This is a genomic window from Paenibacillus puldeungensis, from assembly GCF_042678945.1.
Taxonomy (GTDB): Bacteria; Bacillota; Bacilli; order Paenibacillales; family Paenibacillaceae; genus Fontibacillus; species Fontibacillus puldeungensis.
This window is the reverse complement of record NZ_JBHTLM010000008.1, coordinates 1-13,890: the sequence shown is the minus strand read 5'-3', so window position 1 is coordinate 13,890 and position 13,890 is coordinate 1. Positions and strand designations below refer to the sequence as shown.

The 13,890-nt window shown below is 48.0% G+C and carries 12 protein-coding genes; 3 read left to right on the top strand and 9 right to left on the bottom strand.

Going from position 1 to position 13,890, the window contains the following annotated elements; genetic code table 11:
* Positions 1-91: 91 nt before the first annotated feature.
* The 7 genes from ACFQ3W_RS12400 to ACFQ3W_RS12370 form a co-directional block, all read right to left on the bottom strand.
* On the bottom strand, positions 92-2,158 hold the full coding sequence (locus ACFQ3W_RS12400) for a beta-galactosidase (protein ID WP_379319543.1): 2,067 nt from the start codon (positions 2,156-2,158) through the stop codon (positions 92-94).
* 91 nt (positions 2,159-2,249) lie between these two features.
* Positions 2,250-3,818, bottom strand: a complete 1,569-nt coding sequence (locus ACFQ3W_RS12395; protein ID WP_379319542.1) for a DUF3502 domain-containing protein — start codon at positions 3,816-3,818, stop codon at positions 2,250-2,252.
* A gap of 62 nt (positions 3,819-3,880) precedes the next feature.
* A complete protein-coding gene (locus ACFQ3W_RS12390) occupies positions 3,881-4,810 on the bottom strand; it encodes a carbohydrate ABC transporter permease (RefSeq protein WP_379319750.1) in 930 nt (309 codons plus the stop codon).
* Between the two features lie 84 nt (positions 4,811-4,894).
* Entirely contained in the window at positions 4,895-5,815 is a 921-nt protein-coding gene (locus ACFQ3W_RS12385) for an ABC transporter permease (RefSeq protein ID WP_379319541.1), read from the bottom strand.
* Between the two features lie 179 nt (positions 5,816-5,994).
* Positions 5,995-7,569 (bottom strand): response regulator, encoded by a 1,575-nt coding sequence (locus ACFQ3W_RS12380; RefSeq protein WP_379319540.1) that lies wholly within the window; start codon positions 7,567-7,569, stop codon positions 5,995-5,997.
* A 109-nt stretch (positions 7,570-7,678) separates the two neighbouring features.
* Entirely contained in the window at positions 7,679-9,394 is a 1,716-nt protein-coding gene (locus ACFQ3W_RS12375) for a sensor histidine kinase (RefSeq protein ID WP_379319539.1), read from the bottom strand.
* 148 nt (positions 9,395-9,542) lie between these two features.
* A complete protein-coding gene (locus tag ACFQ3W_RS12370; protein ID WP_379319538.1) occupies positions 9,543-9,719 on the bottom strand; it encodes a hypothetical protein in 177 nt (58 codons plus the stop codon).
* A gap of 176 nt (positions 9,720-9,895) precedes the next feature.
* Here ACFQ3W_RS12370 and ACFQ3W_RS12365 point away from each other — a divergent pair, with 176 nt between their 5' ends.
* Positions 9,896-10,384, top strand: coding sequence for a DUF6803 family protein (locus ACFQ3W_RS12365; RefSeq protein ID WP_379319537.1), 489 nt, complete (start codon positions 9,896-9,898; stop codon positions 10,382-10,384).
* Between the two features lie 81 nt (positions 10,385-10,465).
* On the opposite strand, the gene ACFQ3W_RS12360 is transcribed toward ACFQ3W_RS12365, so the two are convergent.
* Both ACFQ3W_RS12360 and ACFQ3W_RS12355 read right to left on the bottom strand, forming a co-directional pair.
* Positions 10,466-11,287, bottom strand: a complete 822-nt coding sequence (locus tag ACFQ3W_RS12360; RefSeq protein WP_379319536.1) for a methyl-accepting chemotaxis protein — start codon at positions 11,285-11,287, stop codon at positions 10,466-10,468.
* Between the two features lie 98 nt (positions 11,288-11,385).
* Positions 11,386-12,144: a MerR family transcriptional regulator gene (locus ACFQ3W_RS12355; RefSeq protein WP_379319535.1), complete on the bottom strand. Its 759-nt coding sequence runs from the start codon at positions 12,142-12,144 to the stop codon at positions 11,386-11,388.
* A 93-nt stretch (positions 12,145-12,237) separates the two neighbouring features.
* On the opposite strand from ACFQ3W_RS12355, the gene ACFQ3W_RS12350 reads away from it, so the two are divergent.
* A complete protein-coding gene (locus ACFQ3W_RS12350; RefSeq protein WP_379319534.1) occupies positions 12,238-12,939 on the top strand; it encodes a CPBP family intramembrane glutamic endopeptidase in 702 nt (233 codons plus the stop codon).
* Between the two features lie 506 nt (positions 12,940-13,445).
* Positions 13,446-13,890: IS110 family transposase (locus ACFQ3W_RS12345; protein ID WP_379319533.1), on the top strand; the 445-nt coding region annotated here is incomplete at its 3' end.

Here is a 13,890-nt window from a genome sequence, read left to right as displayed (position 1 = left end):
TACGGTATAAATTTTGTTCTAGCCAGTATGGGCCCTGCTCCTTTCGCTTTCGCGTAGAAACAGGGCCCAACCTATCCTTCTATGTTAACCGTTACAGTCCTTTGCGCTTCAGAATAACAATCCCATTCACCGGCAGCTCCAGAAGCCCCGAAACTGGATCTCCAGTTTCTGCGTTGACATAGCTTTGCTGATCCAGCTCGACTTTCGCCGCCTGTCCGGAGAAGTTTTGCACAAATACGTAATCATGAACTCCATCCGTACGAATCTGCGCCGTTACACCTGTCGGAAGCACGGTATCGAGTGCACGATGTACCCCCGCCTCTTCAACCAGCTTGCCGTACAGTGCCTCATAAAATGCCGGGTCGCTCACCCGAGCCGCCAAGTAGTACGCCTTGCCCTGCCCGAATTGGTTCACGGTAAATGCCGGCTTCCCGGCGTAAAAATCATGCTCATAAACCCCTAGCACTCTCGCGCCTTCGGTATGAATATGCTCGCACAGCTCATGAATGGCGAACGTGCCCGCTATGCCGAGCTCATGACCGCTCTGCATAATCAATGCGTTCTGGTCATGGTCATGAAGCCCATCAATTTCCTCGGCCCAGATCCCTAGCGTTTTCCGCAGAGGTCCCGGGAACCCGCCTAGATGACAGAGGTCGTTCTCATTCACGATGCCAGACCAATAGGTTGTGAGCAAGGTCCCGCCGTCCTTTACGAATTGCTCGATCTTTCGTCCGGTTTCCTCCCGAAGCAGATAAGCCATCGGTACGACAAGCAGCTTGTAGCCGGAGAAATCATCAAACGAACCGATGATATCGGTAGGTACGCCCAGCTCCCACAGCGCGCGGTACTGCTGTACCACAGTTTGTTCATAATGAAGTTCCTTGTTCCGCGGTCCTTGGGCATCATTAATCGCCCAGCGGTTATCCCAATCAAACAGGATCGCGGTCTCGGCCGGAACGGTAGTCCCTACCACCTCAGTCAGCCCGGATAACGTCTGCCCCAGCTCGGCGACATCACTGAATACCCGGGTATGCTCATGACCTGCATGATCGATCACCGCACCATGGAACTTCTCGCTTGACCCGCGGCTTTTCCGCCACTGAAAATATTGCACCGTATCGGACCCGTGCGCCACAGCTTGCAGCGAAGATAGTCGGTGCATTCCCGGACGCTTCAGCTTGCTGACCGGCTGCCAGTTGGTAAGGCTTGGCGTGCTCTCCATCAGCATAAACGGCTTCTTCTTGAGCGAACGGAACAGATCATGGTTAAAGGCGAACCAGGAAGCGATGTTCCCTTCCGATGCCGCTTCATGCCAAGTAGGGTAAGCATCCCAGGAAATGACGTCTACCTCCTTGGCAAATTCACGGTAATCCAGGCCATAGAACAGATCCATCATGTTTACCGTGCACGGCAGATCTGGATTGGCCAACTTCAAAGGCTGTATTTCATGCTTGTAAAAATCGATCGTCTGGTCGGATACAAAACGTCGCCAGTCGAGATTTTGCCCATGGACCATCATTTCACCATGCGGGGCCGGCGATTCGACCTGGGACCAGGAGGTATACGTATGGCTCCAAAATGTGGTCCACCAGGCTTGATTGAGCGCGTCGAGCGTTCCGTACTTGCGCTTCAGCCACTCGCGAAAAGCCTCCTGGCAGTAATCGCAGTGACACTCTCCGCCATATTCGTTGGATACGTGCCAGCCGACAACCGCCGGATGGTTCGAGTAGCGTTCAGCCAGCTCGGTATTCATCAGCCGCACCTTCTCACGATATACCGGCGAGGTAAAGCAATGGTTGTGCCGCAAGCCGTGGAGGTTGCGCTGACGGTTAGCTTCGACGCGCAGCACCTCCGGATATTTTTCCGACATCCAGGCCGGACGAGCGCCACTCGGCGTCGCAAGCCAAGCATAAATTCCGTTCTTGGCAAAGGTGTCCAGCACGCGGTCCAGCCATTCAAAACGGTAAACTCCTTCTTCCGGCTCCAGCATGGTCCAAGAAAAAATCCCTACAGACATAACATTGCAATGCGCCAGCTTCATGAGGCGAATATCTTCTTCAAACACCTTCGGATCATGCAGCCACTGCTCAGGGTTATAGTCAGCGCCATGCATAAACACCGGCAGCTTGCTGCTGATCGGCGGATATTTTGTCGTCATCGCATCCTCACTCCGTTTCATCCATTATAGATATCTAGGCCTATCCTATAGCAAAAAGGAGGGGACGGGCGTCCCCTCCTTTGAATCGAACTTATTTCGCTTGCGCAGCCAGGAAAGCATCGATTTGGCTTTGCAGTTCTTGCTGAATCTTATCAAGCCCGGCAGCTTTCAATTGTTTCACCAGATCTGCTTGGCCTTTGTCCAGGTCTTTGATCAAACCGTATTCGAGCGGAATTGCATAGCGCAGCATGACGTTTCCAACGTTAGCCACTTCGTTCTTCACTTTCGCGTCATCAAACACGAACGTTTCTAGTGGGAAGTGATATACCTTAGACTGCCAATCCGCGAGCATTTTATTGCCTTCTTCCGGGTAGGAAGCGTCGGTACGGTTCAGCAAGGAATTCCAGCCCCAGTTGGAAAATCCAGTGTAATTGGTGGCGTTTGGACCCGGATTGTACTTATCGTCGCCCACCGGTACGTAATGCTTGCCGGAAATCCCGTACATCGTCAGGTCATGGATTTGTTTGTCGTTTTGCAGCAGGTCAATCAGCATCAGCGAGCGTTCTAAGTTTTTAGAAGTCGCGTGAATGGCCATACCGTTCTGGGTAGAAATCGCCCCGATTTTTTTCTTGTCCGGCGTAAGATCGGCGATAGCCCCTACCATCTCCGGTTTGTCGCGGCGCAATTCGCCTACATTGGTCGAAATCGTCCCCAGGTTATGTGCGTACGAACTGGCTTTGCCGGCTTTGATATCCTGCCATACGTCATTTTTATTGCTGACGATATTTTTGGACCAAGCCTTGTTGTCAGCCAAATCTTTGTAGTACGTAATCAACTGCTTAAATTCCGGCGTGTCGTAAACGTTAAATACTTTGCCGGTCGCATCGTCTAATTTGTAGGCTAGAGGGAAATTGTAATCCACCAGGTTCCATTCGTTTTGCTGCTCCAGCAGGATTTGGTCCAGCTCATGCCATTTCCAGCCGTCGGCCGGTTTTGCGCCAAATGCGCTCATGCCCTTCTCGTTTGCGCCAACTGCCTTTAAATAAGCAGCGTATGTTTCCGGACTGTTCACCGGCTGAAGGTTATACTTCTTAAGCAGATCCTCGCGAATGAATACAACTTTGTCGGTTACTTCCTGGTTGTTGTTCGGCACCATGTACAGCTTGCCGCCAACTTTTGCTTGCTCCCAAGAAGTTTTTGGCATCGCTTCCCAGGTTTTTGGCGCATACTTTTGCAGCATGTCGTCGGTGATCTCTTTAAAGCCGCCTTTTAACACTTGATCGTTATAAAAAGCCCAGTTCGCTGTGTAAGCGATGTCAAAATCTTCGTTTGCAGCAAATTTTAGCGGATATTTCTGGGTCCAGTCGGACCAATCCAAAAATTCGGCTTCGACCGTCGTGTTGATTTTCTCCTTCAACAGCTTATTCAGTTCGCCAAACACTTCATCATAATCAGCCGGCTTGCCTCCGACCAGCAGCATTTTGAGCTTCACTTCCTGGGACATGTCTACTTGCCCATTACTGGCAGTCGCCGCATTTTTATTTGTCTCCGTACCGGCATTGCCGCTATTTGCCTTGTCGCCTCCACAAGCGCTTAGAAGAGTGGCCAGAGTCAACACCATTACTAGCAAAAACGCCGCTTTCTTCTTCATCTGTTTCATGAATTCAGTTCCCCCTAAATTCAAATTTTATAAGTATATTGATAAACCGGGTTGCCCCGGGATTATCCTTTCACAGCACCAATCGTAAGTCCTTGAACAAAATAACGCTGAATGAACGGGTAGGCGAGCAGGATCGGGCCGGTTGCTACAATCGTCATGGCCATCTTCAGGCTTTCCGAAGGAATGTCCGTGGTTACTACGGCTCCAGATTCCATCATCGCTTTACGCATTCCATCCATATTTCCAAGCAGACGGTACAGGTAATACTGCAACGGCATCAAATCAGATTTCGAGATGAACAAGAGCGCGTTGTACCAGTCGTTCCAGTATGCCAAGGCTATGAACAAACCGATGGTTGCCAAGGCCGGCTTCGAAAGTGGTAGAATAAACCGGACAAAGATTTGGAAGTCTCCCGCTCCGTCAATTTTGGCCGATTCAATAATCGCCTCCGGAATGCTGCTCATAAATGATTTCATCACGATGATGTAGAACACGTTCATCAGCATCGGCAAAATCAAGACAACCAGCGTATCCTTCAGGTTCAAATAATTCACAATGAGCAAATACCAAGGGACTAGGCCGCCGCTGAACAATGTCGTGAAGAAGAAGAAGAAGGAGAACTGGCTCCGCCATTTAAAATCTTTTCTCGACAATACATAAGCGGTCATGGCTGTCAGGAATAGACCTGATAAGGTGCCAAGCAGCGTAACCGAAATCGTGATTCCGTACGCCTTGAGCATCTCCGTTGGATATTTGAACAGGAGGCTGTAGGCTTCGACCGAGAAATCGGTCGGGAACAGCTGAAACCCCTCCTTAATGATGGTGCTCTCCTCCGTTAACGAAGAGGAAATCACCAGGAGAAACGGAAAGATACAAAACAGCGCAAGCAAGGTGAGTGCCGTGTAACCGATGATTTGCAGTGCCAAACGGTCTGCTTGCATGCCCCGTTTAGTTCCCGGCCCCACTGCCGGGTTGCTATATTTTGTAGCCATAGTACTCATGAAAATTACCCCCAATTCATATCGTGTTTGCGTATCAGCTATCGGTACTTGGAACTGCTTAAGACTCAAGGCGTTCTAGAACAAAGCCCGTTCCTTGTCGTATTTACGTACCGCATAGTTGGCAAGCATGATCGTCGCAAAACCGAGTATGGACTGATAGAAGCCGGCTGCCGCAGACATCCCGATCTCGTTGGAAGTCGTCAGCGAACGGAATACGAAGGTGTCGATGACGTCGGTCGACGAGAACAATAGACCGTTGTTGCCAACCATGTTGTAGAACATCCCAAAGTCGCCGCGGAAGATGTTACCGATCGCCAGAAGCACCAGGATAATTACGGTTGGAAGCAAATTAGGAATGGTAATTTTAAGAATCCGCTGAAAGATGTTGGCTCCGTCGATTTCTGCCGCTTCGTACATTTCCGTATCGATGCTCGTAATCGCCGCCAAATACATGATCGTCCCATATCCAAGCGTTTTCCAGGCCGAAACAACGATCAGGATCACCGGCCAATAGGCAGCTGTGTTGTAAATATCGATTGATTCAAGCCCGATCGCGTTCAGGATTACATTGATCGTACCGTAATCGAAGTTGAACAAATTGTAGGCGATCGCCCCTACCACGACCCACGAAATAAAATACGGGAGAAACAACATCGTCTGGGTGATTTTCCGGAACCATTTCCCGGCGACCTCGAACAACAGAATCGCTGCAAAAATTTGCAGAACGTTGTTGACGACGATGAATGCAATATTGTATAAAGCCGTATTTCTGGTGACCCTCCAGGCATCTCCCGAATCAAAGAAGAAGCGGAAGTTATCGAGTCCGTTCCATGGGCTACCGAAGACACCGCCGGTATAGTTGAATTGCTTAAAAGCCAACACGATTCCCGCCATCGGCACATAAGCGAATAATAGAAAAAATAGAACGGCTGGCGTCAACATAAGCAGCAAAACCTTGTACTTTTTGACATCGCTCCAAAAGCCGCGTCCCTTCATTTCATTTCTACTCCCCTCTTGTTGTGTGTCTAATGTCTATATGCTTAGTATAAAGAGAAGTATTTTGTAAGGGGATTCAGCGAAACAACTAAAACTAATACAAATTCCACGATGATCAAAAATTAAAGTTTATAAAAGACCTGGCAGCTTTCCAGCAGGCTGCACAGGTCTTAGGCAGATCAGATTTTGTTGGATTTGCGATATTCCCCCGGCGTCATCCCGACCGCCTGCTTGAATTGACGGTTAAAATAGATGATATTCTTATACCCCATCCTTTCCGCGATTTCATAGATTTTCAGCCTCGGGTCCGTCAGGAGCTCGCAGATGCGCTTCATCTTAAGTTCATTCAAATAATCGCTGAAATGAACGTTCGTCTCTTCCTTAAACAGGTAGCCCAAATAATTGGGGGTAAAGTCGAAATGGGCGGCGACTTCCTTCAGTGTTATCTTCTGCTCCAGATTGTTTTCTACATAGTGCATAATTTCCTGGATGAGCTTGCGCTTTTGCTTTTGCTTCTTCACATACAGCAGCTCCGAAAGCTCAAAGAAGCGTTTCCTGAGCCAGGATATGATATCGTGCACCGTCTCAAACTGAAACAGCAGCGCAGGCTGATGCGAATCCCACTTTAGCAGCTCATACAGATTTTCGTTTATTTCCCGTAGATCGGCATGAAGCTTTGTGGTGATCCGGATAATCAGATCATAAACGTCATTTTTCTGGGGTAACGCAGTCCCTTTATAAAAGAGTTCAAGCAAACAATCGTCAATCGTGACCAGGTCATAGTTTAAAATCGCCGTTTGCATGCGCTCAAGGGCTTCATCCGTACGTCTTTCCGCAGACCGGTTTTCTGAGGACAAGACGCGTGTCTCTCGAATCAATCTATCCTTGCCAACCAGCCACTTTGCGCTAAGGGCCGCCTGGGCCTGACGGTAAGACTCCCGAAGCTGCTCCTCAGTCTCGGCGAATCCTCCTACACCGACCGTAAGGGAGAAGGGTGAGCTCTGCCGAACAGCTTGAATCAGCTCTTCGAGCATGTCCAGAAAAGCGGTCTCAGTCACGCCGGATAAAATCACAAACCTTGTCTGATGATTGGTGATGAACGTACCCAGCTTCTTTTCCATGGTAAGTTGTTTTACAAAAGACATCACCTTCTGAATCTCCCGGCGCCGCTGTTCCTCATCCATATCGCCGGTTTTCCATTCCAAGTCATCAATTTCGACCAGGGCTACCGCCGTACCCTTTTTCAGGAGTAAATCAAGAAAACCTCGAATATGACTTTCTACCTGTTCCGGTGAAATATCGTTCAACCAGCGCAGCAGCAGCTCTTCATTTACAAGCGTCAGCGCCTCGGCGAGCGTTCGATTCTTGTCGCGTTCCCGCTCAATGGCGTCGCTTAGCTCACTGAGCATCTTCAGCAGCTCCTGATCCTCTACCGGTTTCAGCAGATAACCGGAGGCGCTGATCTTTATCGCTTCCTTCGCATATTCAAAATCCTCGTGCCCGCTAATAAACACGATCTTTACCTGCGGGTTGATTTCCTTGGCGTTCCGGGCAAATTCGATGCCCGACATAATCGGCATGCGGATATCGGACAAAATAAGGTCGACCCGTTCCTGCTCCATCGCCTTCAGTGCGTTAAATCCATTGTTAGCCGTAGACACTTCACCAAAATGGATTCCGCTTGCCAGCACCCTACGACGAAGCCACTCCAGATCAATCGCTTCATCGTCAACCAGTAAAACATTTATACTCATGTTTGTCATCCTCCGGGTGTAATTACTTCCTACCACGAGCATACTTACCAAATTCCGCCATGAACATCGCGCTTTGCAACGAAAACCTATACTATTTCACCGAATTGAGCTATTCGGCATCGTCATTCTCTTCAGTAGTCACCGGCAGAAGGATTCTTACCGTCGTTCCCCCGCCAAAAATGCTAGCGATGTGGATGCCGTATTTTTCACCGTATCTGAGCTTGATTCGTTCATTTACATTTTTCACTCCGTATCCGCCGGTTTGGCTAGGTCCTACCAACAACCGGTCTACTGTTTCCGGCCTCATGCCGATCCCGGTATCGATCACTTTAAGCTCAATTTGATCGCCAAGCCGTTTTCCCGTGATACAAATTGCGATGGTCTCCCCAAACCAGGCGTGCTTGAAGCTGTTTTCGACGAATGGCTGTAAAATGAGCTTCATGACCTGAACCTGCATGATATCGGGGTCCACATCATAATAAACCGATAGAGCCCCCGCGTACTTAACCCTCTGAATATCCAAATACGTCTCTACCTGTTTAAGTTCATTTTCCAGCGCGGTGAACACATTCCCCTGATTCAGGGTTAAGCGATAAAACCGGGAAAGCCCTTGAACCATATCGGTTACCTTCCCGGTCTCACCCAAATTGGCCAGACTGCTAATTGTTGATAATGTATTGTAGAGAAAATGAGGATTGATCTGTGCCTGGAGCGCCTCGAGCTCCGCCTGCTTCTTCTGAATTCCCTGCACGTAAACCCTATTAATTAGTCCCTGAATATTAGTGGCCATGTCGTTAAACGCATCGGCTATATGAACAAATTCATCATTTCCCGAGAAGCGGATTCGCTTCTGGAAGTTTCCGTCCCGGAACGATCTCACCAGGTAAACGATGCGGGACATCTTCCTTCCGGACAAACGGGCCACGATGTAGCCGATGAAAGCCATCCCCACAAAACTAATCGCACACACGGCCATGATGACTTCCTTCAGCCGGCCGGCATCTTTGGTCAAATAAGCTTTAGGCACCGTCGTTTCGATGATAAAATTCGTACCCGGAATGGGCTCGTGCAAAACGAGATTCTCCGATGGCTCTTTCTCTTGCTTGCCAGTCCCCCGTTGATACAATAAGCCTCCTGACGGCGTCGTATCGACCAGGCGCAGCGTAATTCCTTCTTCGACCGGAAACGTGGAGAAGTCACCGAACAAATCATCCAGCGATGCCGTAATGCGGACATACCCAATCACGGTCATGTTGCCGCTATACGAAACCAGTCTGCGAATGTGCGATATATTTCCCAAGCGCTGGTCCGTGTCGATCTGCAGCCAGATATTATCCCGCTCCGAATCTTTAAACTCTTTATACCAGACGCTATCCTTGATGTCTTCAAAAGGTAGAATGTAATAGTCGCTGTCCTTGATAGGTTCCTCCAGATTATCGCCGGACACGATGTTCAAGTCCGAATTCATCGTATAAAGCATCAGTCGAATATGATTTCCAAACAGCTTTAGCGGGTCCGTAATTTGTGGCACGATCTGATCCAGCATCGTTAGATAGATATCATAAGGCTCCCCTTTTGTTTGGAGCGCTCGTTGAAATGACAGACTGCTGAACAATGTATCCGACATCCGCTGAATCTCGTCCATTTGATATCGGATATTGTTTCTAGCCTGCTCCATGCCAGTTCGGATGTTCGACTCCGCCATCTCTGTTCTGGATTTAATAAGCATTGTGTACGAGGTATAGCCGATAATCACATCGGTGAGTAAGACAAGAATCAGATAAGGAATCAGCATTTTATAGGTAAAAGGAATGTATTTTTTCATAGGGATCCCGGCTTTCTCTGCTGAAAGGATAGGTATCTCCATCATATCGGCCGAGCGTAAGAAAATAAACAACTTGTTTGCTTACAAAAAAAGCCAAGCCGGCGTGGGACAGCCCACCCGACTTGGCTTTCTGTAGTACCTTCAATTGCTACGACAAAGTTTCCGCATTCTTTACGGCGTGTTCCCAGCTAGGGAAATAAAACAAAGCGTTACGCATCAACTCCGGATCATTCTGTTTGACCTGCTTCTTGCTGATCGAACTCCCATCCATTTGCAGCTGCTTGATTCGGCGGACAACCTCATCTGCTCCAAGAGTAGCATCCATTAGCTTTGCTCCTTCCGTATATATTCTTTTTTTAGGTTTTCCAAATATATCACCGCATATACGTTTCACTAGAACAGTCACACCGATACGCGAAAAATTCACCGACCACATACTTTCTCCATATTTATTGCATACAATCAAGCCATGAAAACAAAACACTTATGGAGGAAAACAATATGAGCATGACGCATTATATGTCCTTGCTTGCGGATAATCAGCCTTGGAATCTCATCATTTTCATGGCGATACCCGTAATCTTTGCCGAAACGATTACGGTCACAGAGTTTTTTATTCTGTTTAACAAAAGTCTGCATAGCGGCCTAAGAACCTTCAATAAAATTTGCAGCATCTTGGCAGGCTTCTACTTTACAGGGATCTTCCTGTACCTGTTCCCAACCGCCTTTGTTCCGCTAACCGTAAATGGCGGATGGCACACCTGGGTGGACGTAGTTGCGGTATCCTTCTACCTAGGCGGCGTCTTCTTCCTGCTCCCTCTTGCCCTCCTCGAGCTTGGCCTGATTGGCCGGAAGCAAACTGAGGAAGGAAAGATGAAGCTGCACTTTCTCTTCGTCAGCGGCTTTCTCGTGGTAGCTCACGTGGCTATGATTTTCGGAATGGTCAATCCTTTAATCATCGGCGGCATGGCTGGCATGCCGGGAATGTAATGCCGGTTCTTTCCCAAATAGAAAGGCTCCTCTCGCCGAGGAGCCTTTCTATAATATTCATAATGTTAGATGTTCATCTGCTCATCTCGTGAAGGATTGAATGAATACAGCCATTTCATTGCTAGCCTTATTCAGTCTTTCAATCACATCGCTAAATTCAGTGACAAGCTCTGCCTGCACCGTAGAAGATTCCGCAATCGATTGGATCTCTCTTTCCATCTGTTTGATGGACAGCTGAACAGTGCTCAGGGATTTCTCGATGTCATGCGTCGCTTCTTTCGAGTTTACCGCCAGCTTGCGGACCTCTGTCGCAACAACACCAAATCCTGCTCCAAGCTCCCCAACCCGAGCCGCCTCAATAGAAGCGTTCAAGCCTAGCAGATTTGTCTGTTCGGAAATTTCGCGGATAAGACTGGTCACCTTATTGACTTCCTGGGAATCCTCTACGGTTTTACGGGTGTTATCCAAAATATGGGTGGTCGTCGCTGACAGTTCCTCCGCATGAGCTGCCACATTCTGAACCATGTCGACCAAATGATTGGTGATTCCGTTAACTTCCTTCGTCAGTGACTCAAGCTTCTCTTCGTTTTCTAATGTATAGGCCAGAGCAAGCGCTCCGACCACGGTTTGATCCGGACCATAAATCGGTATACCGGCCGAAATAACCGGATTTCCGTACACCTCTGCCGGAAGTCGGTTAATCGTTCTTTGTCCGGCCAAGGCATTCATCAGTGTTGCATCATTCGAGGGAATGGGGCTTCCCTTATCCAGCCCGAGGTCGAGTGTCCTGCTAGGGGCGTAATAATGAAATACCTCTTTATCTGTAACTCCGATCATAATGTCCTGAGAGTGAATTTTTTTAAAATAGGGTGCTGCCAGAACCAACGCTTCAACGATGTCCATTTTTGCCCTCCTGATGGGAATAAAGTATATAAGGGATATCGGTATATTATTCCTTTTTTTGTAGCACTCTTGGCCTTTCGGTTAACATGGCAGCATTTCTACATATCGCTTTCTTCAAAATGCTCTATGGCCTTCTCGATGAAGGTGAGCACTTCCCTCTTGATCGGATATAGATGTAGGGCCACCGAAGCAGTTTCCGATTTTCGAGCCTCCCAAAACTTTTCAACCATCTCGGGGTGGTCTCCAAACGTTTCCCTCGTGAGCAGCTGAATATCCTCCGCGATTAACTGGCCTTCCTTCGAACTCGGAGTTTTCCCATCCTCCAAACAACACTCGATCCGTTTGACCAAATCGATCCATTTAATCGTCTGTCCCTGATCGTCCTCCAGCTTTGGAAGCTGCTTCGATAGAATCGAAATTTCCTCCTCGTTAAACAAGGACTCCCACTGCCTCTTAGCATTCTCTCGACTTCTGCTGCGTTCCTCATCGAGTACTAGCGGAGTTAACTGATCCCAGTAAAGCTCTCCATCCAGCTTCAGTATATTGAGCAGAGTATTGGTATGCTGTAAAGCTTCCTTTAACTGTTTAATGTTAGTTTCAAGCTGTTCTTTATGTACGGACAATACCCTGTCAATAGTCACTTGGTTAATGATTTTCTTCATATCCTGCAGCGACATGGAGGTAGATTTTAATAACGCGATTTTCTGAAGGAGCAGCATATCCTCATCCGAATAATAACGTCTGCCGTTATCCTCTCTCACGGAGGGGACCACCAACCCGATCTGGTCATAATAGCGCAGCGTACGCAGGGACATTTTAAGTTTCTTTGATACTTCCCCGGTAGAATAATAGGTCAACTTTTGTCCTCCTAAAACTAGAGCTTGCAGGTGACGTAACGTCACCATTTACACTTGATTCTAACATAACTGAATTATAGGAGGAATTGCTAAATGATGATGAAAAAAGAAGCTTTCAAAACGATGTCATGGTCCTGGAAGGAGCTGCTGCTGCTCTTGCTGGTCGCGTTTGTGGTCGTCCCAATATTTATTGAGACGCAGCTGCACGCCTTGCTATTCAGCAGATTCCAGGACAGCTTATACGCAGGCACCTCCACGGGACTTGCGATGGCGATCGTATTTACCTTAGCCGTTTATTTTTTAGCAATAAAGCCGCATCGTTTAGGTTGGAAGGAGGTCGGGATACGCGCATTTTCAAGGGGATATTGGACACGTATTGTAATGTGGACCTTAGCTTTAATCGTAGCGAGTGGGGTTATTCTTACGGTGATGGATCTGCTGAACATTTCATGGGAAAACGCCAAAACCAAGTCTATAAAAACGGACATGACCTGGGTTACATTTCTGATTGGCTTCGTATCCTCGGCAGTTGTCTCACCGGTTTATGAGGAAATCTTTTATCGCGGCTTTCTTTATAAGTGGATGCGCATAAACTGGGGAGTCTCCGCTGGGATTTTGATCAGTTCCGCGATTTTTACGGCTGCCCATATCCCTACCTATAATACGCTGCCGGTGAATTTCATTACCGGAGCCGTCTTTGCGTGGACCTATGAGAAGACAGGCTCTATCTTCCCCGCGATGATCATCCATGGTACGTTTAATGGCGTAGCGGTCATCCTTACGGCGTTGGCATAGGACTTGCTATATGGAGCCACATCCTCCGACAAATGTTCCGTTAGTAAATCTCCAGAATACACTTAGGCTAAATGCAAAAAGTACATCTATTTAGTGCCAATTTCGCGTTTTTCCCTATCTAGCTGCATTTCCTACATCTAAAATGCCATCATTTCGATGTACTCTTCTGAACAGCCCGATTTAGATGCACTTTCTGCATTTAAATTTAACCACCCGGCAGATGGCGGAAAAATAGCTGTACAAACAATCCCGTAATGTGCCATTCCGACCGCCGCGGATGAAAATAATTGTGTACTCGCACCTGTTTTTCAAAACTTAAACCTTAAAACCTACAAGCCTAAATAAAGAATACCTGTCGATACTGAAACTGACGAATCCGAGGACGGTGCATTTAGTGGGGATTAACCCTGTTGTACAAACCGTCCCGTTGCACCCTGCGAGAACCGCCAAATGTACGCCGAGTGCGAGTATAAAGATTCACTAAAGAGGGTGCAATGATTTGTCAGATGACGAGAAAGCAGGTTGAGATCATGGATGCCATACGAGAAAATTGTTGTGGGTTGGACGTTCATCAGGAAACAGTCGTAGCCTGTTTGTTCAAAGGAGCGCTCGACAAAAAACCAATCCCCATCTTTGCGGAATTTGGGACCACAACCAAAGAATTATGTAAACTGCAGGACTGGTTGGCCGACCACGAATGCAAGGAAGTCGTCATGGAAAGTACCGGGGTGTTATGGAAGCCCATTTGGAATGTATTGGAGTCGACCTGCGAACTAGTCGTAGCTAACGCCCGTCATGTGAAGAACATGCCTGGACGCAAGACGGATATGAAGGATGCGCAATGGTTGGCAAGTTTGCACCGGTGCGGCTTGATTAAAGGAAGTATGATACCGCCGGAGCATATTCGGGATTTACGCGACTTGACTCGGTACCGGCGAAAGTTGGTGCAGG

What these genes read in the sequence shown, in the direction of transcription:
- ACFQ3W_RS12350 (WP_379319534.1), top strand. Translation starts at nt 12,238, where the DNA reads ATGATGATGAAAAAAGAAGCTTTCAAAACGATGTCATGGTCCTGGAAG.
- ACFQ3W_RS12360 (WP_379319536.1), bottom strand. Translation starts at nt 11,287, where the DNA reads ATGGACATCGTTGAAGCGTTGGTTCTGGCAGCACCCTATTTTAAAAAA.
- ACFQ3W_RS12370 (WP_379319538.1), bottom strand. Translation starts at nt 9,719, where the DNA reads ATGGATGCTACTCTTGGAGCAGATGAGGTTGTCCGCCGAATCAAGCAG.
- ACFQ3W_RS12395 (WP_379319542.1), bottom strand. Translation starts at nt 3,818, where the DNA reads ATGAAACAGATGAAGAAGAAAGCGGCGTTTTTGCTAGTAATGGTGTTG.
- ACFQ3W_RS12365 (WP_379319537.1), top strand. Translation starts at nt 9,896, where the DNA reads ATGAGCATGACGCATTATATGTCCTTGCTTGCGGATAATCAGCCTTGG.
- ACFQ3W_RS12380 (WP_379319540.1), bottom strand. Translation starts at nt 7,569, where the DNA reads ATGAGTATAAATGTTTTACTGGTTGACGATGAAGCGATTGATCTGGAG.
- ACFQ3W_RS12400 (WP_379319543.1), bottom strand. Translation starts at nt 2,158, where the DNA reads ATGACGACAAAATATCCGCCGATCAGCAGCAAGCTGCCGGTGTTTATG.
- ACFQ3W_RS12390 (WP_379319750.1), bottom strand. Translation starts at nt 4,810, where the DNA reads ATGGCTACAAAATATAGCAACCCGGCAGTGGGGCCGGGAACTAAACGG.
- ACFQ3W_RS12375 (WP_379319539.1), bottom strand. Translation starts at nt 9,394, where the DNA reads ATGAAAAAATACATTCCTTTTACCTATAAAATGCTGATTCCTTATCTG.
- ACFQ3W_RS12385 (WP_379319541.1), bottom strand. Translation starts at nt 5,815, where the DNA reads ATGAAGGGACGCGGCTTTTGGAGCGATGTCAAAAAGTACAAGGTTTTG.